Origin of the sequence: Nocardia sp. CA-120079 (assembly GCF_050955745.1) — a bacterium.
Classification (GTDB): domain Bacteria; phylum Actinomycetota; class Actinomycetes; order Mycobacteriales; family Mycobacteriaceae; genus Nocardia.
In genome coordinates this window covers 6,033,904-6,057,517 of the sequence record NZ_CP192088.1, presented here as the reverse complement: position 1 = coordinate 6,057,517, position 23,614 = coordinate 6,033,904, and the positions used below count along the sequence as shown (strand labels likewise).

The 23,614-nt window shown below is 65.1% G+C and carries 22 protein-coding genes; 16 read left to right on the top strand and 6 right to left on the bottom strand.

Annotation, left to right across the window (positions count from 1 at the left end; genetic code table 11):
- Positions 1-84 precede the first annotated feature (84 nt).
- Together ACQPYR_RS28065 and ACQPYR_RS28060 are read right to left on the bottom strand one after the other, a co-directional pair.
- Positions 85-381 (bottom strand): hypothetical protein, encoded by a 297-nt coding sequence (locus tag ACQPYR_RS28065; protein WP_433621943.1) that lies wholly within the window; start codon positions 379-381, stop codon positions 85-87.
- Positions 382-523: 142 nt separating this feature from the next.
- Positions 524-1,273, bottom strand: a complete 750-nt coding sequence (locus tag ACQPYR_RS28060; protein WP_433621942.1) for a hypothetical protein — start codon at positions 1,271-1,273, stop codon at positions 524-526.
- A 362-nt stretch (positions 1,274-1,635) separates the two neighbouring features.
- On the opposite strand from ACQPYR_RS28060, the gene ACQPYR_RS28055 reads away from it, so the two are divergent.
- The 7 genes from ACQPYR_RS28055 (at position 1,636) to ACQPYR_RS28025 (ending at position 9,808) form a co-directional block, all read left to right on the top strand.
- Positions 1,636-3,471, top strand: a complete 1,836-nt coding sequence (locus ACQPYR_RS28055; RefSeq protein WP_433621941.1) for a peroxidase family protein — start codon at positions 1,636-1,638, stop codon at positions 3,469-3,471.
- A gap of 21 nt (positions 3,472-3,492) precedes the next feature.
- Positions 3,493-4,617, top strand: coding sequence for a catalase family protein (locus ACQPYR_RS28050; RefSeq protein ID WP_433621940.1), 1,125 nt, complete (start codon positions 3,493-3,495; stop codon positions 4,615-4,617).
- Between the two features lie 113 nt (positions 4,618-4,730).
- The gene (locus tag ACQPYR_RS28045) at positions 4,731-7,331 is read left to right on the top strand and encodes a LuxR C-terminal-related transcriptional regulator (RefSeq protein ID WP_433621939.1); all 2,601 of its coding nucleotides are present in this window, start codon (positions 4,731-4,733) and stop codon (positions 7,329-7,331) included.
- A 334-nt stretch (positions 7,332-7,665) separates the two neighbouring features.
- On the top strand, positions 7,666-8,856 hold the full coding sequence (locus ACQPYR_RS28040; protein WP_433621938.1) for an anion permease: 1,191 nt from the start codon (positions 7,666-7,668) through the stop codon (positions 8,854-8,856).
- Between the two features lie 13 nt (positions 8,857-8,869).
- A complete protein-coding gene (locus ACQPYR_RS28035) occupies positions 8,870-9,166 on the top strand; it encodes a hypothetical protein (RefSeq protein ID WP_433621937.1) in 297 nt (98 codons plus the stop codon).
- A 4-nt stretch (positions 9,167-9,170) separates the two neighbouring features.
- A complete protein-coding gene (locus tag ACQPYR_RS28030) occupies positions 9,171-9,479 on the top strand; it encodes a DUF3349 domain-containing protein (protein WP_040700866.1) in 309 nt (102 codons plus the stop codon).
- A gap of 8 nt (positions 9,480-9,487) precedes the next feature.
- Positions 9,488-9,808: a DUF3349 domain-containing protein gene (locus ACQPYR_RS28025; RefSeq protein ID WP_433621936.1), complete on the top strand. Its 321-nt coding sequence runs from the start codon at positions 9,488-9,490 to the stop codon at positions 9,806-9,808.
- 26 nt (positions 9,809-9,834) lie between these two features.
- On the opposite strand, the gene ACQPYR_RS28020 is transcribed toward ACQPYR_RS28025, so the two are convergent.
- Positions 9,835-11,475: a GMC oxidoreductase gene (locus tag ACQPYR_RS28020; protein WP_433621935.1), complete on the bottom strand. Its 1,641-nt coding sequence runs from the start codon at positions 11,473-11,475 to the stop codon at positions 9,835-9,837.
- A gap of 230 nt (positions 11,476-11,705) precedes the next feature.
- Positions 11,706-12,182 (bottom strand): GNAT family N-acetyltransferase, encoded by a 477-nt coding sequence (locus tag ACQPYR_RS28015; protein WP_433621934.1) that lies wholly within the window; start codon positions 12,180-12,182, stop codon positions 11,706-11,708.
- A 274-nt stretch (positions 12,183-12,456) separates the two neighbouring features.
- Here ACQPYR_RS28015 and ACQPYR_RS28010 point away from each other — a divergent pair, with 274 nt between their 5' ends.
- Both ACQPYR_RS28010 and ACQPYR_RS28005 read left to right on the top strand, forming a co-directional pair.
- Positions 12,457-13,839, top strand: a complete 1,383-nt coding sequence (locus ACQPYR_RS28010) for a lipase family protein (RefSeq protein ID WP_433621933.1) — start codon at positions 12,457-12,459, stop codon at positions 13,837-13,839.
- A 95-nt stretch (positions 13,840-13,934) separates the two neighbouring features.
- Positions 13,935-14,108, top strand: a complete 174-nt coding sequence (locus ACQPYR_RS28005) for an FAD-dependent monooxygenase (protein WP_433621932.1) — start codon at positions 13,935-13,937, stop codon at positions 14,106-14,108.
- Positions 14,109-14,135: 27 nt separating this feature from the next.
- Here ACQPYR_RS28005 and ACQPYR_RS28000 read toward each other — a convergent pair whose 3' ends face one another.
- Positions 14,136-15,278, bottom strand: coding sequence for an LLM class flavin-dependent oxidoreductase (locus ACQPYR_RS28000; protein ID WP_433621931.1), 1,143 nt, complete (start codon positions 15,276-15,278; stop codon positions 14,136-14,138).
- Between the two features lie 180 nt (positions 15,279-15,458).
- Here ACQPYR_RS28000 and ACQPYR_RS27995 point away from each other — a divergent pair, with 180 nt between their 5' ends.
- Both ACQPYR_RS27995 and ACQPYR_RS27990 read left to right on the top strand, forming a co-directional pair.
- Positions 15,459-16,682 carry an acyl-CoA dehydrogenase family protein gene (locus ACQPYR_RS27995; RefSeq protein WP_433621930.1) on the top strand — a complete coding sequence of 408 codons (1,224 nt, stop codon included), beginning with the start codon at positions 15,459-15,461 and terminating at the stop codon, positions 16,680-16,682.
- Positions 16,679-18,109, top strand: a complete 1,431-nt coding sequence (locus ACQPYR_RS27990) for an LLM class flavin-dependent oxidoreductase (protein ID WP_433621929.1) — start codon at positions 16,679-16,681, stop codon at positions 18,107-18,109. Before ACQPYR_RS27995 ends, ACQPYR_RS27990 begins: the two co-directional genes overlap by 4 nt.
- On the opposite strand, the gene ACQPYR_RS27985 is transcribed toward ACQPYR_RS27990, so the two are convergent.
- Positions 18,106-18,591: a GAF domain-containing protein gene (locus tag ACQPYR_RS27985; RefSeq protein WP_433621928.1), complete on the bottom strand. Its 486-nt coding sequence runs from the start codon at positions 18,589-18,591 to the stop codon at positions 18,106-18,108. The genes ACQPYR_RS27990 and ACQPYR_RS27985 overlap by 4 nt on opposite strands.
- Before the next feature lie 124 nt (positions 18,592-18,715).
- Between ACQPYR_RS27985 and ACQPYR_RS27980 the strand changes: the two genes are divergently transcribed.
- From ACQPYR_RS27980 to ACQPYR_RS27960, 5 genes are all read left to right on the top strand, one after another.
- The gene (locus ACQPYR_RS27980; RefSeq protein WP_433621927.1) at positions 18,716-20,089 is read left to right on the top strand and encodes a styrene monooxygenase/indole monooxygenase family protein; all 1,374 of its coding nucleotides are present in this window, start codon (positions 18,716-18,718) and stop codon (positions 20,087-20,089) included.
- Between the two features lie 127 nt (positions 20,090-20,216).
- Positions 20,217-21,332, top strand: coding sequence for a dimethylsulfone monooxygenase SfnG (sfnG, locus tag ACQPYR_RS27975; protein ID WP_433621926.1), 1,116 nt, complete (start codon positions 20,217-20,219; stop codon positions 21,330-21,332).
- Positions 21,332-22,540, top strand: a complete 1,209-nt coding sequence (locus ACQPYR_RS27970) for an SfnB family sulfur acquisition oxidoreductase (protein ID WP_433621925.1) — start codon at positions 21,332-21,334, stop codon at positions 22,538-22,540. Before sfnG ends, ACQPYR_RS27970 begins: the two co-directional genes overlap by 1 nt.
- 23 nt (positions 22,541-22,563) lie before the next feature.
- Positions 22,564-23,073 carry an NADPH-dependent FMN reductase gene (locus ACQPYR_RS27965; RefSeq protein WP_433621924.1) on the top strand — a complete coding sequence of 170 codons (510 nt, stop codon included), beginning with the start codon at positions 22,564-22,566 and terminating at the stop codon, positions 23,071-23,073.
- Positions 23,066-23,587, top strand: coding sequence for a flavin reductase family protein (locus ACQPYR_RS27960; RefSeq protein WP_433621923.1), 522 nt, complete (start codon positions 23,066-23,068; stop codon positions 23,585-23,587). Before ACQPYR_RS27965 ends, ACQPYR_RS27960 begins: the two co-directional genes overlap by 8 nt.
- Positions 23,588-23,614: the final 27 nt, after the last annotated feature.

Below are 23,614 nucleotides of genomic sequence, written 5' to 3'. Positions count from 1 at the left end.
ATTATCGGTATCGCGCACGAGTGGCGTCGGAATGCCCATTGGCTTCCGTCGTTCTCACTGCGACGCGATGGCTTTCGCAACGCGTCAGCTCGGCGGACCCATCGTAATTGTGCGAACCCTGTTGCGGGCCTCCTCCGCCGCCGCACTGTTGTCGCTGGCGCCGACGACCTCGATGAAGGTCCTCGATCCCTGCGACAGGCAGGTGACCAGCACCGCGACACCGGATCCGTTGAGGTTGCCTGCACCGCCGATGTGCGGATCGGAGGTGAAGGTCACCGCGAGGCCGGTCTCCTGAATGGCGAATTTCGCGTCCCGGAAAGCCTCGGCTTGCGACTTGGCCCGTGTGTCGGAGCCAACGTGAATAGCCGGAGTCTGCGCCATGATCGTCTCCTCACGAGAGTGTGAATTCTGTTCTTGCGCAAAGCCATCGTCCATTGTGTAGCAATGCCGAGCTAGCGTATTCAGCTACTCCATCTCCGCGAAATACGCCCGACTCGCGCAGCGGATTCAGCAGCATCCGGGATCACTTGGGGATCGATCGCGCGGTCAATGCGGCGAGCACCTGCTGGGTCTTGGTTTCGCCGGTCGCGATGTGCAGACCACATCGACGTACTGCGGCCTCGAATTTGCGTTGCCGGTGCAGGGCGCGGTTTCGCACCTCGGCGTGTGACTCACCGTGTTCGGGAGTGACTCTCAGGGACAGCTCGAGCAGGTCGAGGTCGGCGATGGTCCAGCGTTCGGCATCGACGTGCAGATCGCCCACGCGCACCTTCGTCCATTTGGTCGACGCGATGGGGCCCATGGCCATGAGGCGGTCGACTGCTACCCCCGGAGGTGTGCAGCTCACCAGGAGTTGGCGTTGGGCGGTGTCCAGGACGGTGTTGACGTCGGCGCCGAGCACTGTCGCGTCGCGCAGTGATCCGGCCGGTCGGTCACTGACTGCCGAGGCGGACAGGACGCGGCGTTGCGCGTTCCAGTCTTCTTCGATGCGGTACCGCAGTGCATCGTCGGTGAAGGAGGTGGTCCATCTGCCGACCAATTGCGATGGTAAGCAGGGACGCAGTTTGACGGTCAGGTCGTCGGTCTCGCCGCTGCGTAGCCGGATGACGATTCGGCTCGACAGCAGTGTCGGCGCAGCGTGGAAGCCGTTGGGACGGGGCTCGGCGAACCAGATGCGACGGTCGATGGCCGGCTGGCCCGTGCACTCCAGCCGGGTCAGTGCCGCCGCGACGTCGCCGTCGAGGTTGACCTTGATTTCGATCGGAGTGATCACTCGAGCGCCCCTTTCTCGCAGTTGCCGCGGATCCTCCCGCTGTCCGGCAGCACCATCGAAGACAGCGTTGTCCAACCGGGGCCGGTCGGCGCGCGTACCGCGCTACCCGATTGCGTGCGTCTGCCGCGCGACGTCGGCGGCGTACGGGGAATAAGAGCCTGGATTGCCCGGAACCGAACGGCTCGCCCGGCGCTAGGCGCAGCTACAGAAAAGTGTCGCGGTCATGAAGGATCAGCACTTCTGCTGCGGCGATCGGGTTTGGCGTAGTCGACTACTCGCGACTGGTGTCCGGTCGCCCCGGAGACTGGCATTCGAATTCGATCTTGGCGCGTCGCCTCGCGCCAGCCACGCGGAGGTTCGTCATGGTCAGCGAAAAGTCGACAATTCCACCGCCGCGACCGTCGTCGCGTCGCCTGCCGCCCGTCACCCGGCTGTTGGTCGCGGTTGCCGAGACGCTCGATCGTGGTGTGGGCTGGTTCAGATTGCCCACGCCGCTGGGGTTGGCCGTCCTCGTCGGCTTGCGCAGCCGCCTGCGCGCCCAGAATCTCTTCGACACCGGTCCTCATCCGGACGGACCGTTGCCCGCCGACGGGTCTGCTGTCGGCGAGCACCTGCGCGCACGAACCGTCGACGGGACCTACAACACTCTCGCCGAGCCCCGCGCGGGGTCGGTCGGCTGCCGGTTCGGTCGCAACATCGCGCTGGAGTACACCTACCCGGAGGACGCCGACCGGATAATGGCACCCAACCCGCGGCTCATCAGTCGGGATCTGTTGACCCGCGACCGATTTCAGCCGGCGACCACGTTGAATCTGCTGGCGGCGGCCTGGATTCAGTTCGAGGTCCACGATTGGCTCAGCCACGGTGACAGCGATACCGAGCCCTGGACGATTCCGCTGACCGACCTGGATCCGTGGCCGGTGCCGCCCATGACGATCCCGCGCACCCCCACGGTCCCCAGCCCCGAATCCGGCGGCCCCCCGACTTACACGACCCAGGAATCCCACTGGTGGGATGCCTCCCAGATCTACGGCAGCACACCGAAATTCGCCGCAGCGCTACGGACCAGGGAGAAGGGGCGACTCCAGGTCGACGAATTGGGACTACCGCCGCTGGATGTGGAAGGTCTGCTGGACCTGTCCGGCCCAGCGGCCAACGCCTGGGTCGGACTCGCTCTGTTGCATTCGCTGTTCATGCGCGAACACAACGCGATCTGCGAGCGCCTGGCCCGCCGTTACCCCGATATGAGCGACGAGCAGCTCTACAACACCGCCCGTCTGGTCAACTCGGCATTGATCGCCAAGATCCACACCATCGACTGGACACCAGCCATCATCGCCCACCCCACCACCGTCGCCGCCATGCGCGCCAACTGGTTCGGCGTCCTCGGGGAGCGAATCGCTCGCCGGTTCGGTCGCCTCAGCGGCAACGAAGTGTTGTGCGGCATACCCGGATCCGCCACCGACGACCACGGCGTCCCGTATTCGCTGACCGAGGAGTTCGTCGCCGTGTACCGGATGCATCCCCTGATCCCCGACGACTTCGTGGTCCGCAGCCTGGCCGACGACAGTATCGTCGTCGAGCATCAGCTACCCGATCTGGGGGTCGCCCACATCCGCGAGCGTCTGGCCGAGACACCGATGGATGCATTGTTCTACTCGTTCGGCCGCGCCAACCCCGGTGCGCTGACCCTGCACAACTATCCGGTCCACCTGCAGAAACTCACCCGCCCCGGCCACCCGCTGATGGATCTCGCGACCGTGGACATCCTGCGGGTCCGTGAACGAGGAGTACCGCGCTACAACGAGTTCCGCCGCCAACTGCGCCTGCCACCTGCCACTTCGTTCGACAAGTTGACCGACAACGCGGTGTGGGCGCGTGAACTCGAGCAGGTCTACGGTGATGTGGAAGATGTCGATCTCATGGTCGGTCTCTACGCCGAGCCCAAACCACCCGGATTCGGTTTCAGCGACACCGCATTCCGCGTGTTCGTACTGATGGCCTCGCGGCGGTTGTCGGGTGACCGGTTCTTCACCACCGACTTCCGTCCCGAGATCTACACCGAGGCCGGCATGGCGTGGGTACGCGACAACACCATGCGCAGCGTCCTGCTGCGTCACTTTCCCACTTTGGCGCCCGCGCTCGACGGTGTGGCCAACCCGTTCGCTCCGTGGCGCAGCATCGCCCCCGCCGCGTGAGCCGGAAAGGAAACGACCGCGATGACCGACCTGACCGCACCACGCACGACCACCCGCTCCTATCTTCGCTACCGCGATGACCTCGAACGGCCGCGACCCGACGAAGAGCGCGACATCGATAGGATCATCACGGTGCTGCGCACCAACAACGAACGCGCCTATCGCATGCACAAGCACGGACTGCGCGACGCGCACGCCAAGAGTCACGGCATTCTGCGCGGTGAACTCACCGTTCACCCCGGCCTGCCGCCCGAACTGGCCCAGGGCTTGTTCGCCACGCCGGCCACCTATCCGGTCGTCGCCCGGCTGTCGAGTACCTCCGGCGTAATCCGCAGCGACCAGCTGCGCGGCGTGCGCGGGCTGGGAATCAAGGTGCTCGGCGTGGACGGGTCGCGCGCACTGCCCGGCGACCAGGCCAGCACCCAGGACTTCATCATGGTCACGCACCGTGAATTCCTGTTCGCCGACGCTCACGCCTACTACACCCAGGGCATGCCCACCGCGTGGGTGCTGGCCCGGTTGCCCGATCCCGTCCTGCACACGGGCAGTACCGTCCTTTCCGCGCTCGACGCGCACGTGTTGCGACGTATCGGACGTCCCCTGCCACCCAACCTGGGCGTGTTCGTGCGGCCCAACACCCACATCCTGGGCGAAACGTTCTATTCCTCGGCACCTCTGCGCTACGGCGACTACATCGCCAAGATCCTCTACACCCCGGTTTCGCCGGAAGTCAGCGCCCTGGCGGGTCAACCGGTGGGCCACGATGCGGGCATCAACGCCCACCAGGAAATGGTCGTCGACTTCTTCGCCTGCCACAGCGCCGAATACGAGCTGCGCGTGCAGTTGTGCACCGACCTCGACACCATGCCGATCGAGGACGCCACGGTGGAATGGCCCGAAGTCGAATCGCCACACCGGACGGTGGCGACCATCCGCTTCGACCGCCAGGATCCCTATACCCCGCAACGGCGCGCCTTCGGTGACGACGTGTTGTCGTTCAATTCCTGGCGTGGTCTGGATGCTCACCGGCCACTGGGATCGATCAACCGGCTCAAGCAGCGCGTGTACGAAGCATCCAGCAACTACCGTCACAACGTCAACAACGCCCCCCGCCTCGAACCCACCCCCGACCAACTTCCACAATGACCACCGCGCCACCCGCGCCATCGGTGGCAGGAGTCCGGATCCGTACCGAGGCAGTGCGCTCGCCAGCGAAAACCCGTCGCAGCACCGGCGGGCAAGATCTAGAATTGTTGCTCATGGGGGAGCGCTGGCAACTGCTCGATCGTCCCGTCGAATACGAGGCCGTTCGCTCGGCGTTGACGAGCGGCGATGTCGGCGGCGTCGTACTCGTCGGCGCCGCCGGGGTCGGCAAGACCACCCTCGCCCGACTCGTGACTTCGGCACTGGGCACCCCCGTCCGGTGGGCGGCTTGTACCGAGTCTTCCCAGGCTATTCCCCTGGGTGTATTCGCGCCGTGGGTCGCCCCGACCGCGTCTCGCGATCCCATCGCGCTGCTCAGCTCGGCCAGGGAAAACCTACTCGTCCAACAAAACACCGTTATCGGCGTCGACGACGCGTACCTGCTGGACCAGCTCTCCGCGACCCTGCTGCACCAGATCGCCGTCGACCGCGCCGCTCCCATCGTGGCCACCGTCCGCTCCGGCGAACCCGTCCCCGATGCGGTCACTTCCCTGTGGAAGGACGGCTACCTCGAACGCGTCGAACTGGAACCACTGACCAAACGGCAGTGCGTCGCTCTCGTCGAGACCGTCTTGAGCGGCACGCTGGAAGGCCTCAGCGCCGACGTCATGTGGGAGTCATCGGGTGGAAACCCCCTGTTCCTGCGCAATATGGTCGAAGGCGCCGTCGAGGCGGGCACCCTGACCGAAGTCAACGGGGTCTGGCAACTACGCGGACCCGCGGCGGTGCCCGCCGGGCTGGTGGCTCTGCTCGACGGCAGGCTCGCCCGGGTGGGCGAGCCGGTCCTGGAGACCTTGAAGATGCTGGCCCTCTACGAGCCACTCGACATCGACGTACTCACCGACCTCGTGGGCGAGGACGCCGTGGACGCTGCCGAGATCTCCGGCTTGATACGCACCAGCCGCGACGGCTGGTCTGTCAGCGCCTGCTTCAGTCACCCGCTGCTCGGTGACGTGGTGCGCCGCCGAATCGGCACCGCCGCCGCACGCAAACGGCGAGGCCGCATCGTCGAGCGGCTGCGCGAGCAGGATCTGAGCACCGCTGCCCATCGCATCAGACTGGCACAACTGTGCATCGACAGCGCCCAGCCCATCGACAACGATCTGTTGATCACCGCCGCCAAAGACGCTGTCGCCCTGTCCAATCTGCCGCTGGGCGAACGCCTCGCGCGTGCCGCATGTGAGCGCGACGGCGGGCTGCCCGCGGCCGAAGTACTCTCCCGCGCCCTGCTGTGGCAGGGCCGACCGCAGGAAGCCGACAAGATCCTCGCCGACTTCGATCCCGACCGCCTCGATCAACTTCAACTCGTCCAATGGGGTGTTCCGCGAGCCAGCCTGCTGTTCTGGTGTGTGGGCGAGGTCGAACGCGGCCATGAAATAATGGACCTGCTCGGCGACCGCGTCGAGCATCCCGCGCTGCGCCTCATCATCGATGCCGTGAACGCCACCATGGCGATCCACGAGAACAAAATCGCGGTCGGCATCGAGGGCGCCGAAGCTGTTCTCGCCGACGCGAGCTCCCCGAAACAAGCTGTCGACTGGGCCGCGTTCGCCCTCGGCCTGGCGATGGCGGTCGCCGGGCGCGGCGCCGACTTCGCACCGATCGCGGCCCGCAGCCGGGCGCAGCAGAAAAACACCGACGGCATGATCCGGGTCATGGTGCGCTACGGCGATGTACTGTCACTGACGATCATCGGCGAACTCGACCTCGCCGAGCAGCGGGCCACCGAATACAGCGAGTTCTCCTCCGCCGCACAGTTTCTCGGCTGGGCGATCGCCAAAATCGCGGGCGGTGTCGTAGCCACCTACCGTGGCCGCTTCCGCGAGGCGATCACCTCATTCGAACAAGCCCTCGCCGCGCTCAATGCCGAAACCTCGCTGCCCTGGAAACTGCCTGCGCAGCTGATTCTGGCCCGCGCCTATGCGGCACTTGGCGACTCCCAGCAAGCCGAACGGGTCCTCGGCGAGGCCGAGGAATACACCGGACCGCACCTGGCCCTGCATGAACCGCAACGCATGATCGCCCGCGCATGGCTGGCGGCGGGCTCCGGCAGTCAGCATTCCGCGGTCGAACTCGCTCGCCAGGCAGCAGCCATCGCCCACACCGCGGGCCAGTACGCATTGGAAGCCGAAGCCCTGCACCACGCCACCCGATTCGGCGACCGAACCCTCGCCGCACGGCTGGCCGCACTGGCCGACCGCGTGCAAGGGCCGGTAGTGGCGATCTACGCCCGCCACGCCGCCGCCTTCGAAAACTCCGACACACGCGCGCTTTCCGCGGTCAGTGTCGAATTCGAAAGCGCCGGACTGCTACTGGCAGCCGCCGACGCCGCCGCACAAGCGGTACCGATCCATGACCATGCGGGCCAACGCCGGCTCAGCGCCCAAGCCGCGGCCCGCGCGCTGGACCTCGCCGCCCGGTGCGACGGCGCGACCACCCCGGCCATCGCATCCGCTGCCCACCCCTTGCCGATCACCGATCGCGAACGCGAGATCACCGCCCTCATCGCGCGCGGGTTGTCCAATCGCCAGATCGCCGAGCGGCTGTTCGTCTCGGTACGCACCGTCGAAGGCCACATCTACCGGGCCTGCACCAAACTCGACGCCGCCGACCGCGACCAACTCGCCAAGCTGATCTGGGGCGAGGTCACACGATAGCCACATGTGCGCATTCCGTTCGGCTGCACCCGAAGTGGGCTGTCACCTGTGCGGCGACGCAGCGTTGCGACGCAACGTGATCCGCGTCGTATACGACGGCCGCTGCGCCGCAGCGAAGTCCTGTTCGGGCAGCGGCGCAGCGGTGGCTTCGAGGATGGCGCATGGCACCTGTCGTCGGGCACGTCGAGGCAGGTGAACCCTTCGTCGTGACCGCGCACCCGCCGACGGCCCGATCGGTGGTGGCACCTGTCCGGGTTCTTGTGGTCGGCTAAATAGTGGGTGAACAGATCGCCCTGCTGTAGCAGGCGGTCTGTGCGCGCATGAAAATGGCTGGGTGAGCGCTGAACTGATCGTGCTTTTGATCGTGATAGTGACCGCGTTGGCCTTCGATTTCACCAACGGGTTTCATGATACCGCCAATGCCATGGCGACTTCGATCGCTACCGGTGCGCTCAGTCCACGGGTAGCGGTCGGTATGTCTGCCGTACTCAACCTGGTCGGAGCCTTCCTGTCGGTCGAGGTTGCCAAGACGGTGTCGGGCGGTCTGCTGAATATCGGCAATGTGCACCACATGGAGTTGCTGCACATTGTGTTCGCCGGTCTGGTCGGTGGGATTCTCTGGAATCTGTTCACCTGGCTGTTCGGTATTCCGTCGAGTTCCTCGCATGCGCTGTTCGGCGGTCTCATCGGTGCGGCGGTCGCTGCGCTCGGCACCAGTGGCGTGATCTGGACCGGGAATGAGAAGACGGGTCTGATCAGCAAGATCCTGGTGCCCGCGCTGTTGGCGCCGTTCGTTGCCGCACTCGTGGCCGGGCTCGGCACATTCCTGGTCTACCGGCTTACGCGTCGATCGGTCGAGAAGAAGGTCAACGACGGGTTCCGTTGGGGGCAGATCGGATCCGCCGCGCTCGTCTCGCTCGCGCACGGTACGAATGACGCGCAGAAGACGATGGGCGTCATCTTCATGGCGCTCGTCGCGCACGGCACGTTCACCAATAGCGACTCGATTCCATTGTGGGTCAAGATCTGCTGTGCGGTGGCGATCGCCGCTGGCACCTACCTCGGCGGCTGGCGCATTATCCGCACCCTCGGCAAGGGTTTGGTCGAGCTCGATCCGCCGCAGGGGTTCGCGGCCGAATCATCCTCGGCTGCAATTATTCTCACGTCCGCGCAGTTCGGACTTCCGCTCTCGACGACGCAGACCGCGACCGGTTCGATCCTCGGTACCGGGCTCGGCAAACCGGGCGCGGAGGTGCGCTGGGGTGTTATGGGGCGGATGGTTGTCGCGTGGCTGTTCACGCTCCCGCTCGCGGGTCTGGTCGGCGCGGTGTGCTGGTGGATCGCCGATCTGGTCGGCGGCTTGGGCGGCGTGCTCATCGACTTCGCGATTCTGATCGCGATGTCGGCCTACATGTACCTGCGGTCGCGGCGCAGTCCGGTCGACACCAGCAATGTCAATGACGAATGGGAGGGTGGGCTCGCGCCTGCGTCCAACGTCGAGGCCAAGGCCGGCGCGTCGGTCTGAGGAGGTTGGATTCATGGATACGTTCACCGCTATCGCCAAGTCGCTGGGCGAGGTGACGCTGATCGCCGTTCTGCTGGGAACCGGATTACCGGTGATCTTCGCGACCGGGATCCGGCTCTGGTCGATGGAGCCCGCCGCCGCTGACGGTGCCGGCGCCAGTGCGCGCAACCAAGTCGCGCAGGTCGTCGCCTACCTCTGCTTCGCGATTGTCATCGTCGCGGTGGTTCTCGGAATCCTTTATATCGCAAAGGATTTCATCAGCCACACCTTCGACATCCAGCTGTTCGGCGCCAAACCTCCCAAGAAATGACCTCATGACATCCAAAGCATCCATCCTCGGATCGGTTCTGAACTGGCTGCGTGCCGGGTATCCGCACGGCGTCCCACCCGAGGACTACGTCGCATTGTTCGCCGTGCTGCACCGCAAGCTGACCGAGGACGAGGTCGGTGAGGTTGTCGAACAGTTGATCGCAGCGGATACCGATGGCGTGATCGACCGCGGGCAAGTCCAGGACGCAATCGGCAAACTCGCGCACGAGAAGCCGGGCGAGGATGATGTGAATCGAGTCGCGGCCCGGCTCGCCGCCGTGGGGTGGCCGCTGGCACACCCCTCCGACGCCTGATACCTCTTATGGCTCTATCCGATCTCCTCACCAGAATCGTCGCGTGGCTGCGCGCCGGATATCCGCACGGCGTGCCGGATCCGGACTATGTGCCGTTGCTGGCCCTGCTCTCGCGGCGACTGCCCGAAGCGGATGTGCGGCAGGTCGCGGACGCGCTGATCGAGCAGGGCGCCATGCCGGCCGATCGGGTCGATGTCGGCGTGCTCATCACCAAACTGACCAATGAGATGCCACTCGAATCCGATATCGCCCGCGTTCGAGCGCATTTGCAGGCCGCGGGCTGGCCGATCGATGACGCATGGCCCGATCCGGACGGGGAAGAAGGCTGACCGACCCCGCACGGACCGGCCGAGCGTCATGCCAGGTCGGTGGCGATGATCTTTTCGATATTGCGTTCCGCGAGGCCGGTAATCGTCAGGAAGGGATTGACCCCGGTGTTGCCCGGAATCAGCGATCCGTCGATGACGTAGAGCCCGGAGTAGCCGTTGAGGCGGCCGTAGTTATCGGTGGCTTGTCCGAGCACGCAGCCGCCGAGGGGGTGGTAGACGAAGTCGTCGCCCCAGACCTTGTAGACGCCGAACAGATCGGTCCGGTAAATCGTGCCCGCCTTGGAATTGATGGCATCGAAGACGCGTTTCGCCGCATCGATCGAGGGTTGGGTGTAGGACGCCTGCCAGGATAGATCCACCCCGCCGGTGGACGAGTTGTAGGTGAACTTGGCGCGGTTGGGGTTCTTGGTGATCGCCAGATAGAGGTTCACGCCGTTCTCGGTACTCGTTGGGAACGGGGCGATTTCGGCGAATACCGGACCGTTCGCATCGGCCCAGTTGTCGATGCCCATGCAGGGGATCGCGGATTGGAGCGCGCCGGTCAAATCCAGTCCGGCCCGGCCGACCATCACATTGCCGTTATTGCCCCAGCCGGCGCCGACCGCATCGGCGAGGTTGGGCAGCTTGCCCAGCGCCTTCAATGTGACGAGTAGCTTGCTGGTGCCGACGCTGCCCGCCGCGAAGAAGACCTTGTCGGCGGTGACGGTCTTGGTCGCCACCGTATTGCCGAGCACGTCGATCTGCGTGATGACCACCGTGTAGCCGCTCGCGGCCGGTGCCACGCTGGTGACCTTGTGCAGTGCGGAGATGCTCAGGTTGCCGGTCGCGGCGGCCACCGCCAGATAGGTCTTGTCGAGTGAGCGCTTTCCGTAGTTGTTGCCATAGATCACCTCGCCGCCCAGCGCCGAGCGAGTGACGGTATTCGCCTGCTCCTTCTGCATATAGCTGAAGTCGTAGACATTGGGCACGAATGTCGTTGTGTAGCCCGCGTTATTGGCGGTTGTGCGACTGACCCGCGCGTATTTGTAGCATTCCGCGGATTCGAACCAGGCCGCGTCGACATTGTTGACCCCGAGCGCGGCCTGTGCTCGGGGAAAGTAGGTGGAGTACATCGTCGTCGCGTCGACCGATGGCAGAATCTGTTGGAAGTAGTCCTGTTTCGGCAGTGGAGCCATACCGCCGTTGACCAGTGAGCCGCCGCCCACCCCGCGGCCCTGATATACCCGCGTCGCCGCGAAATGCTCCGAATCGAGCACACCGGCGTCGCTCGGGCTGATGTCTCGGTTGATATCCGCCCCGACGAAATGGTTGACCGGCTGCTCGGTCCTGGTCCGGAACCAATACGAGCGCTCGTCCGGATCGAGCATGGTGCAGAAGACTTTTCCGTCCGAACCGGGTGTGGTCCAGTGCTGGCCCATCTCGATCATCGCGACCTGCTTGCCCGCCTGACACAAGCGCAGCGCGGCGACCGCGCCGCCGTAGCCGCTGCCGATGATCAGATTCGGCACGTGATCCCCGTTGCCGATGGGGGCCGCCGACGCCTTGGCGGTCCACGCGGCCGGGCTGAGCGCCATCGCCCCGGCCGCAATTGCAGTGCCCGCCAAGAATTTCCGGCGATTCATCCCTTGGCGAACGCCGGTGTTGGCCGAGGGGCGTCGGTCGTACATGAGCGAAACCTTCCGATGTGAGGCGTAAAAGAGTGCCTCGAGTCGGCAGACTGTAACAGGTTCTAGTTGAGATTTGAGCGAATTCCGATGTTGATGTGTCAAACCGGGACGGAGTACTTCCACCGAGGTATCGCTGGCTCAATGGCATTGGAGTGCAACGAAGTTCGAGCACAGCACCGATGGCATCGGAAGTGCCGCCCGAACAATGGCTCGACGGCTGATTCCGCGGCTCAGGAGTCCAGGTGTCGGCTCCGCAATCGGTACTCGAATATGCCCCGTGGTTCACCCGGCCCGAAATACTGGTCGTCGTGTTCGACGAATTCGAACCCGGCCTGCTTGAACAAGGCCGCTGCCGGCTGGTTGTCCGGACGCACCGTCAGATAGACCACGTCCGCCCCATCTGACCGACACTGCTGCAGCATGTGGTCGAGCAGGGCGCGACCGTAGCCTTTGCCCTGGTACTGCTCCAGTACCGCGAACGTGAACAGCAGGGCCCGGCCCGCCTTGTGGAGTGTCAGCGCGTAGCCGATCACCCTGCCGTCCAGCTCGGCGACCAGCCAGTCGGATCCGTGCAGGTCGTACAGCTGTCGCAGCATCAGAAACAGATACGGCTCGGCGAATACCTCGGCCTCGATGGCCGCGATATCTCCGATATCGGCGAAGCGTGCCTGCCGGTATTGCGGCTGCGGCGCTCTTACGATGTCCATGAGCTTCCTAATGCCGGGACATAGGTCATCGCGGACCACTGCACCAAGAACGATACGCGGCTGACCCGCGTCTGTGAGAACGGCCAGGGACCGGATGCGGCGACAGGGCCGTCGTTGGTCGATGTTGCTTGTGCGCCAGTGATTTTCGAAAATTTGGGTGCGGCCAGCGTGTCGGGTGGGCGCAGTCGTGACAAGTCCAAACAGATCCGAGGTGTTGTTCGGCTGCGACATAGTCTGGCCTTTGTCTGGCGGTGTCGAATTCGGGAGGTGGCGGATGTCGAGTCTGCGAGCGGTCGTCGTCGCGAGCATGCTGGGTTGCTCGCTGCTGGTGGGGCCGGTGCCCGCGCATGCCGACCCGACCGAAGGCCCGGTCGCGCCGGTGTCGCCCGGCCCGTCCGACCTGCAGCGGTGGATCGATGCCCACATCCCCGCGCCATCGTTCCCGCCCGCCGCGTCACCGCCGTCGGGTGTGTTGCCCGCGGACTTGGCGGCGCTGTGGCAGGCGGTACGGTCCGCGCCGTCGGGGGATCGGATGTTCGACGAGTGGCCCGATGGGCTCGATCGTCTCGCTCCCGGCGATATCGTCGAGGCGCGAGATGTGACAGCGACGTCTGCGCTGCTGGCGATCGTGCCGATTCAGCGTGCGATCCTGCTGAAGTTCCGCACGACGGACGCCTCCGGCGTGCCATCCTTCGGCACCGCGACCTTGGTGATTCCCGCCGCCGCATGGACGGGTCCGGGGGATCGGCCCGTGTTGGTGAACGCAGTGCCGATCAATTCGCTCGGGCTCAGCTGTACGCCGAGCTACGCGATGGCGCACGGATTGCACAGCAAGTTCAATGCGGGGGATCTGTTTCCGCCGAACACAGCCTGGGGCCTCAGCCGCGGCTATGCGGTGCTGATTCCCGATCACGAGGGGCCGTGGATGGCCTACGCCGAACCGAAGGTCGCCGGGCACCTGGTGCTGGATTCCATTCGCGCGGTGCGCAATGTGGTGCCGACGGAGTTCACCGGCAGCCGCTTCGCGATAACCGGGTATTCCGGTGGCGCGATCGCGTCATATGGGGCCGCGATGCTGCTCGACGAGTACGCCCCGGAACTGTCCGGTGCGGTGGTCGGGGCGGCCATGGGTGGACTGGTGACCGACTATCGAATGGTCGCCAGCCGCTTCAACGGCAACTCCGCATCCGGCATTCTGCTGATAGTCGCGCTGGCGATGGGCCGGGAGCATCCGGCGATTCTCGGCTATATGAATCATCTGGCGCAGTGGTTGGCGACCTCACCCATCAAGGACACCTGCGGTGACAGCAATGGCCCGCTCGGCGTTGTCGGCGTTCCCATCGATGCCGCTGCCAATATCAGTAACCCGCTGACCAGCGATATCGCTGATCGGATCTTCGGGCGGCTCAGCCTGTCCGACCGCAAATCGGGCGCGCCGCTCTACATCTATCACGCCGCCAGCGACATCTGGATCCCGCAGCAAAACGGCGACGATCTCTACCGCGCCCAATGCGCGCGCGGCGTCCGCGCGGTACACCGCACCGAACCCGGCGAGCACGTCATCGCCCTGGTCACCGGCTTTCCCGGGGAGATCGGCTGGATCGACGGACGTTTGCGCGGCGAGCCCGCCCCGAGCGAGTGCCCTCCGCGCCGATGAGTTCGGATCAGTGCAACCCACGCTGCTCGCCGCCGACGGCGCGAATTCCACCGCCCGGCGGCTGGGCCTCGGCACCACCGGGCCGGCGCATTGGGATGAACGTAGTCGTGGCCCAACCGCTTCCGCCACGGCGGATTTTGCCGCCCGGTGACGCCGTGCCCGCGGTCCCCATCCTCGGCGGACTCGGCATGAACACGGGCATCGCGGACGTGCACAACCTGTGCTGGAAACTTGCGGGCGCAATTACCCGCGCGACCTTGCCCGAATAGTCGACGGCCGCATCGCGAAATGGGCGACTAGTGCGTCGCGGTTGCGAAAGGTGTTGCTATCGAGGCGGATTCGGTTCGGTGGGGGTGCGTCCACAGACCGCGACGTGCCAGGATGGGCAGTACCCCCTCGCCGAACCAGTAGGCCTCTTCGACGTGTGGATAGCCGGAGAGGATGAAGTGGGTGATACCGAGGTCGGCGTACTCGATCAGGCGGTCGGCGACCTCTTCGTGTGAACCGACCAGCGCGGTGCCGGCGCCGCCGCGGACCAGACCGACGCCCGCCCACAGGTTCGGCGCGATCTCCAGACGATCGGTGCGGCCGCCGTGCAGATCCAGCATTCGGCGCTGGCCTTCGGATTCGCTGCGCGCGAGACTGGTTTGCACGCGGGCGATTTCGGCGGGGTCGAGGCCGGAAAGTAGTCGATCGGCGACCGCCCAGGCCTCTTCGGAGGTGTCGCGGCTGATGACGTGAATGCGTAGGCCGTAGCTGAGCTCTCGGCCTTCGGCGGCGGCGAGACCGCGGATCCAATCGAGTTTCTTGCCCACCGCGGCGGGTGGTTCGCCCCAGGTGAGGTAGGTGTCGGCGTAGCGGGCCGCGACAGGTCCGGCGGGTCCGGACGAGCCGCCGAAGAAGACGGGTGGGATCGGGTCCGGATGGTTGTTGAGCAGGGCGTCGCGGATCTGAATGTGGGTGCCCTCGAAGCTGACCGGCTCGCGGGACTCCCACAGTGCGCGCACCACGTGCAGGAATTCGGCGGTGCGGGCGTAACGCTGTTCCTTGTCGAGGAAATCGCCGTAGGCCTGTTGTTCGTGTGGTTCGCCGCCGGTCACCACATTCAGCAGCAGGCGGCCGCGGGAGTGGCGCTGGTAGGTCCCGGCCATCTGCGCGGCCAGCGTCGGGCTGACCAGTCCGGGGCGAAACGCCACCAGGAACTTCAGTGTCTCGGTGGTTTCGACGAGCATGGCGGTGGTCAGCCAGGCATCCTCGCACCACGCGCCGGTCGGGGTGAGGACCGCCTCGAAACCGTTGTCCTCGGCTGCGGCGCCGATTTGGTTGAGGTAGCGCAGCGAGGCCGGCCGGTCACCGGACATCGACGTGCCGTGACCACCGGCGATCAGGCCACGCGAATCGCCGTAGGTGGGCAGAAACCAATGGAACGACAGTGACATCGACAACTGCTCCTCGCCGGTTCGGATGCCGTTTTCAGGCACGGATAACCGCGATGCTGCCAGCGTCGCCGAGTGCTGTCACCGGTTGAAATCTGCGTGGTTCTTACCCCCTACCAGCGTTTTTCGATCGCAGTGCGGATAACTGGTGAGCTGACGGTAGGTCCGAGCGATCGTGGGGTGATGACATCCATCGACGCGAAATCCACTACAGACTCCGACCTGGATGCGATCTTCGGTCCGATCTTCGAGCGCATCGCGCAGGGCGCGGTCGAGCGCGAGGTCGATCGTCGGCTGCCCTTCGAGGAAGTGGGCTGGCTGCGCGAGGCAAAATTCGGTGCGCTGCGGGTCCCGGTCGAATTCGGCGGCTACGGCGTCACGGTGCGACAGCTGTTCCGGTTGCTTATCGAATTGGCCGCCGCCGAATCGAATCTGCCGCAGGCGCTGCGGGTGCACTTCTCCTTTGTCGAGGACCAGTTGCTCGCCGAACCGGGGGAGGATCGTGCGCATTGGCTGCGCGCCGTGGCCGGGGGCACGCTCGTCGGCAATGCGATCACCGAGCCGGGTGTCGGCGCGGTCGACCACTACCGCACGCGGCTGACCAAGGACGGTGATCGTTGGCTGCTCAACGGCACCAAGTACTACAGCACCGGCTCGCTCTACGCGGACTACATCCTCGCGGCGGCCGATCGCGACGGTGAGCGGGTGGGCGTACTGGTCGACGCGAATGCCGACGGGGTCCGCCAGCACGACGATTGGGATGGCTTCGGTCAGCGTCTGACCGCTAGCGGTACAACGGAATTCGCCGATGTCGCGGTCGAGCCGGAGCGCATTCTCGGGCCCGGATACGGCGCGCCGGGGCCGACCTACGCGACCTCTTATCTGCAGTTGGTGCAGCTGTCGGTGCTCGCAGGCATAGCGAAGCGAGCTGAGCGTGATGCCCGCGAATGGGTGGCGGCACGCACCCGCGGCTACACTCATTCGGCCGCCGATCTGCCACGCCAGGATCCGTTGGTGCAGCAGGTGATCGGACGACTTTCCGCCGCCGCGTTCGCTGCCGAGGCCACCGTGCTCGCTGTCGCCGATGTGCTCGATGAAGTGCTGGCGGGCGGTGCGCAGGACGAACAGTCCATCGTGGCAGCGGAATTCGCCGCCGCGCAGGCACAACTCGCGGTCATCGATCTCGTATTGCCCGCCACCACACTGCTGTTCGAGGTTGGAGGTGCATCGATCGTCTCCGAGCAACTGCGGCTGGACCGGCACTGGCGTAATGCCCGCACCATCTCGGTGCACAACCCGGCCATCCAAAAGGCCAGGGCGATCGGTGATTACCTGCTCAACGGCACCCAGCTGCCGTTCGCTTGGAGTGCGGGCGAGCGCAAGCCCGCGACAGGAGACCAGCAGTGACGCGCCGCATTCGCTTCAATGCCTTCGACATGAACTGCGTCGCCCACCAATCACCCGGTCTGTGGCGACATCCCGACGACCAATCGCATCGGTACAAGGAACTGAGTTACTGGATCGAGTTGGCAAAGCTGTTGGAGCAGGGGCGTTTCGACGGCATCTTCATCGCCGACGTGCTCGGCACCTATGACGTATTCGGCGGCAACGATATTGCCGCGCTGCGTCAGGGCGCCCAGATTCCGGTGGCCGATCCGCTGCTGCTGGTCTCGGCAATGGCGGCGGTGACCGAACATCTCGGCTTCGGCATCACCACCGGAACCGGTTTCGAGCACCCCTATCCGTTCGCGCGTCGGCTCTCCACCCTCGATCACCTCACCAACGGGCGCATCGGCTGGAATGTGGTGACCGGCTATTTGCCCTCGGCCGCACGGAATTTCGGAGCCGACGACCAGCTGGACCACGATGAGCGCTACAACCAGGCCGATGAATACCTGGAGGTCCTGTACAAGCTGTGGGAGGGCTCCTGGGAGGACGACGCGGTGATTCGCGATGCCACGCAAGGCATCTACGTCGACCCGGCGAAAGTGCATCACATCGGCCATCGGGGTACGCACTATCAGGTGCCGGGCATCCATCTCTCGGAGCCATCGCCGCAGCGGACGCCGGTGATCTACCAGGCCGGTGCGTCGCCGCGCGGTGTGCGCTTCGCCGCCGAGAACGCGGAGGCGATATTCGTCGCCGGTCCTTCGAAAAGGATTCTGGCACAGACTGTGTCCCGCATCCGCGACGCACTCGAGGCCGCGGGCCGGGATCGGTATTCGGCCCGCATCTACGCATTGGCCACGATCATCACCGACACCACCGAGGAGGCGGCGCACGCCAAACACGAGGAATACCTGTCCTACGCCAGCGTCGAGGGCGGGCTGGTCTTCATGTCCGGCTGGATGGGCATCGATCTGTCGAGTTATGACCTGGATGATCCGATCGGCCAGGTGCAGAGCAATGCGATTCAGTCCGCTGTGGCCGCCTTCCAGGAATTCGACGACGACGGCAGGGAATGGACCGTCCGTGATATCGGCCGCTGGGCCGGGATCGGCGGTATGGGACCGGTTTTCGTCGGCTCGGGTGTCACGGTTGCCGACCAACTGCAGGACTGGGTCGCCGGAACCGACCTGGACGGCTTCAACCTGGCCTACGCCATCACTCCGGGCAGTTTCGAAGATATTGTGCGCCATGTGGTTCCGGTGCTTACCGAACGCGGCGCCTACGCCACGGAATACACACCGGGCACCCTGCGAAACGCCTTGTTCGACAGAGGGGATCGGTTGCCCCAAGAGCACCGCGGTGCGCGGTATCGCATAGGCGGGTCATTGTCGACGGCGCTGCCCGATGCCGTATCGCGGCCGAGCGCCACCGTCACAGTCGCTTAATCGAGTGAATTCAGGAAGGCCTGGGCGATGGATTCCAGGCCTTTCCGGTCGATATCGTCGAAGCGGTTCGGTTGCGGACTGTCGAGATCGAAGACGCCGACGAGGATATCGTCACGCACCAGCGGAACTACGATTTCCGAGCGGGTATCGGCATCGCAAGCGATATGGCCTGGGAATGCGTGCACGTCGGGCACCAGTTGCGTTTCCCGGGTGTCGGCGGCGGTACCGCAGACGCCCTTGCCGATGGCGATGCGCACGCAGGCCGGTTTGCCCTGGAACGGTCCGACGACCAATTCCTGTCCATCGTAGAAATAGAATCCGACCCAATTCACCTCGGTGAGGGCGTGGAAGACGAGCGCGGCCAGATTCGCGGCATTCGCGATCCGGTCGGTCTCGCCCACGACCAGCGCCTCGGCCTGCGCGACGAGCTGACGGTACTGTTCGGACCGGTCACCGGTGAGTTCGGAAACAGTGAACGACATGGCTGGATCCTAGAACGGCCACGACCGGTGGCACGCACCGCGATCGCGAATTCCAGGTCACCCCATTGATTCTCGATGATCGCAACACTGCGATCATCGCGGTTCTGGACGGACGATGATTGGCATGACAACGCAGAATTCCCGCTCCACACGTTCGGCCGCGGTAATCGGCGCCGGTCAAACCGGCGTCACTGCGGCACTAGGATTACTCGACGCCGGATTCGACGTCACGCTCCACAGCGACCGCGATCAGCGCGCTTTGCGCGACGATGTACCGGCCACCGGTACCGCACTCGAATTCGGGGAGACCCAACAAGCCGAATCCGCACTCGGTCTGGATACCTACACCGGCCGCGCACCCCGGCATACCGGGCTCAGTGTGCGCATCGCCGGAGCCGAGCGCGAGGAATTGATCCAATTCGACGGTCATTTCGACGGATATGTCGGAGTCGCGGTCGATACCCGGTTGAAGGCCGACGAACGGCTGACCGCATTCCTGGAACGCGGCGGACGTTTCGTCGTCGAGCATGTCACCCCCGACAAACTCGACGCCATTGCCGCGACCGCCGATCTCACGCTGGTCGCCACCGGACGCGGCGGCCTGGCCGACCTTTTCGCGATCGATCAGGCGCGCACGCCCTACGACGCACCGCAGCGGTCGCTGCTCACCGTCACCGTGACCGGAATCGGCCACGACGAAAGCGTTTTCGCGCACCGCAGCCGGGCCGGTGGCGCGCACAGCGGCTTCTCCATCTTCGCCGAACAGGGCGAGGGCTGGTGGGGACCGTATCTGCACAAGGACGTGGGTCCGAGCTGGGCGTTCCTCGGCTGGGCGCGGCCGGGCAGCGAATGGGAAAGTCGGTTCGCCGCAGCCGATTCGGCCGAATCGGCTCATCGGATCGTGCAGGATCTGTACCGCGATTTCATCGATTGGGATCTGCCCGAGGTACTCGAGAACCGGGTGATCGCCGAGGATCCGCATTCGTGGCTCAAGGGTGCGGTCCGGCCGGCAGTCCGATCGGGTATCGGGCGCACCGCCGGTGGCCATGTGGTTGCCTCGCTCGGCGACACCTCGGCTGCCTACGACCCGATCGCGGGGCAGGGTGCGCAGAGCGGGCTGATCCAGGCGCAGCGACTCGTCGCGGCGGCAGCCGTGCACGAGGGTCCGTTCGACGCGGACTGGATCAGCGCGCAGTACACGGCATTCCTGGCCGCGCGTGGTGATGCGGCGAATAAGGTCACCCGATTGTTCCTCGGCGATCCGGAATTGGCGGATATCGGCAATCAGCTCTTCGCCGCCGCCGCGGTCGAACCGCGCTTCGCCAGTGCGCTCGTCGGACTGCTGCACCGTCCGCAGCCGTTCCTCGGTGTCGATTCGCTCGACGCGGCCGCCGAATTCATCACTCGGGTAACCGGCGAGGATGCGGCGGCACTGCTCGAACGGTTCGCGCCGGCCGGGCAGTTCAGCCGATCCGGTTACCGCCTGGCCAACGTCTGATCGCTACACCCATCCGATCGCACAGATTCAAACCCTCCTGCCGGTGGGCTTGCGGTGCTGGAGTGGAAGGGGCGCGTGGTGCGCCCCTTCCTGGCGATAGAAGGTTCCCCGACACAATGGAGTAAGCATGACCACAGAGCACATCGCCGATCAGATCCGGTTCGCCTACTGGGTGCCGAATGTCAGCGGGGGGTTGGTCACCAGCGATATCGAACAGCGCACCAGCTGGGACTTCGAATACAACAAGAAGTTGGCGCAGACCGCGGAGAACAACGGTTTCGATTATGCGCTGTCCCAGGTCCGCTATACCGCCTCCTACGGTGCGGAATACCAGCACGAGTCGACTTCGTTCAGCCTCGCGCTGCTCGGCGCGACCGAGCGGCTGAAGGTGATCGCCGCGATCCATCCCGGACTCTGGCATCCGGCCGTGCTGGCCAAATTCGGCGCCACCGCCGATCACCTCTCCAATGGCCGCTTCGCCATCAACGTCGTATCCGGTTGGTTCGCAGGGGAATTCACCGCACTCGGCGAGCCGTGGCTCGAACACGACGAACGGTACCGGCGCAGTGCCGAATTCCTCGAGGTGATCCGCAAGATCTGGACAGAGGATGATGTCAACTACGGCGGCGATTTCTACCGCATCCGCGATTTCACGCTGAAGCCCAAGCCGCTGAACACCCCCGAACGTCCGAATCCCGAACTGTTCCAGGGTGGAAACTCGACGGCGGCGCGCCGCAATGGTGGTCGCTACGCCGACTGGTACTTCTCCAATGGCAAGGATTTCGACGGTGTCACCGAACAATTGGATGAACTGCGCACTATCGCTCAGGCGAACCAGCGTGAGGTCAAATTCGGTCTGAACGGCTTCATCATCGCCCGTGACACCGAGAAGGAAGCCCACGATACCCTGCGCGAAATCATCGAGAAGGCGAATAAGCCCGCGGTAGAGGGCTTCCGGGACGCAGTGCAACAGGCCGGCGCGTCGGCAAAGGACCGCAAGGGGATGTGGGCCGATTCGACGTTCGAAGATCTCGTGCAGTACAACGACGGATTCCGCACCAAGCTGATCGGCACACCCGAACAGGTCGCCGAGCGCATCGTCGCCTATAAGGAACTCGGTGTCGACCTGATTCTGGCCGGTTTCCTGCACTTCCAGGAGGAGGTCGAGTACTTCGGCGCGAAGGTGCTGCCGTTGGTCCGCGAACTGGAGGCCGCACGCACACCCGCTACTGTGGGGCACTGATGACCGCCGTCGTCGCCGACCGGATCGAATCCGCCGCCCACGCGTATTCTGTTGCGGCACAGCTTGCTGCGGAGTTCGCCGTCGGCGCGTCGGCGCGTGATCTCGGCCGCGAGCTGCCCTTCGCCGAGGTGGATCGACTCGCGGCGAGTGGGTTGCTCGCGATCACCGTGCCCGCGGAATTCGGGGGCGCGGATCTGCCGCCGAGTGCCGTGGCGGAGGTGGTGCGGATTCTGGCGGCCGCTGATCCGAATATCGCGCAGATTCCACACAGCCACTTCGTGTACCTGAACCTGTTGCGGTTGGCGGGTGCCGCTGATCAGCAGGCGCGTTACTTCGGGCAGGTTCTCGCGGGTGCGCGGATTGCGAATGCGCAGTCCGAGCGTGGCACTGCGACTGTCGCCGATATCGCGACGACGGTGCGGCCGGTGGGCGATCGCTTCCGCATCGATGGCGTCAAGTTCTACTGTACGGGTTCACTTTTCGCGGATCTGCTCGCGGTGCTCACCCGGCTCGACGATCCGGAGGGGCGCAGTGGACTGCCCGCGGGGGAGTACATCGCATATCTGCCAGCCGATACCCCGGGCGTGCGAATCATCGACGACTGGAACGGCATCGGCCAGCGCACCACCGGCAGCGGGACCATCGAATTCGCTGAGGTGCTCGTCGAGCCGGATCAATTGATCGCCCGTTCGGCAGCGGTGCACGCGCCCACCGGATACGGCGCCTACGCCCAACTGCTGCATGCCGCGATCGACACCGGCATTGCCCGTGGTGCACTCAGTGCGGCAACGGAATTCGTGCGCACCTCGACTCGGCCGTGGTTCGAAGCCGGTGTCGACAGGGCTACGGATGACCCGCTGCTGATCCAACGATTCGGTGAGCTGTCGGTAGCCGTGACTTCCGCCGAGGCCACGCTCACCGCCGCCGGTGTGGCCGTCGACGCCGCCATTCGTGACGCCGACTCCGTCGCTCCCGCATCGCTTGCCGTGGCCACCGCCAAGGTGCTCGCCGATCGCGCGGCCAACGAGGTCTCGGCCGCATTATTCGAAGTCGGCGGAACACGCAGTGCCGCAGCGGATCTGAACCTGCACCACTTCTGGCGCAACGCCCGCACCCACACACTGCACGACCCGGTTCGGTGGAAATTGCAGCACATCGGCCGGTCGCTATTGCACGACACCGCGCCACCGTTGCACGGCGTGATCTGATCGAGCGAGAAGAGGATACGGAAGTGACAGTTACGGTCGTCGTCGGGAATCCGAAGCCAGCCTCTCGTACTCTGACCGCGGCGACGCTGGTCGCGGCGGGGTTACGCCCGGACGTGGAGCCGGAGGTGATCGATCTGGTCTCCTTCGGCGCGGGCCTGCTGTCCTGGGGTGATCCCGAGGTCGCGGCCGCCGTTCGCACAGTGGCTGATTCCGAGCTGGTGGTCTTCGCGAGTCCCACCTTCAAGGCTACCTACACCGGTCTGTTGAAGCTGTTCCTCGAACAGTTCGACGGCGGCACCGGACTGGCCGATGTGGTGCCGGTCCCGCTCATGCTCGGCGCGGGCCCGGCGCACGCACTCGCCCCGGATCTGCTGCTCAAGCCGGTGCTGGTCGAACTCGGCGCGACGGCGGCGCTGCCCGGTCTCTACCTGTCGGACAGGACATTTTCCGAAGACGGCGCCATCGAGCGCTACACCGAACGCTGGCGCCCGGTCGCCGCGGCTCTCACCTCGAAAGCAGCCGATCATGCATGAGCTCTTCGAATTTCCGTCCGACGGCTCCGGACTACGTCGCGTCTTCGCCAGCTTCCCCAGCGGTGTCGTCGCGGTGTGCGCCGAAATCGAAGGTACGCCACACGGTTTGGCGGTGAGCACCTTCGTTCCGGTCTCGCTGGACCCGCCCCTGGTGTCGTTCTGCGTGCAGAACAGCTCGGCGACCTGGCCGAAGCTCGATACCGCGACGCACCTCGGTCTGAGCCTGCTCGGCACCGATCAGGAGCACGCGGCTCGGGCACTGAGCAACCGCAACGGCAACCGCTTCCACAATGTGGATGTGCACCGCGGTGCGGCCGACGCGATTTTCATCGATGGTGCGACGGCGTGGATCGAGGGCGCGGTCGAAGCCCGCATCCCGGCGGGCGACCATACGGTAGTCATCCTGCGGATCAATCGCCTCGCTGCCCGCACCGAGGCCGAGCCACTGATCTTCCACGGCAGCAAATTCCGCAGCCTGCACCCGCACCGGGAGATCACCGAGATCGCCAGCTGAAGGCTGAGAACTGCGACCGACTCGGTA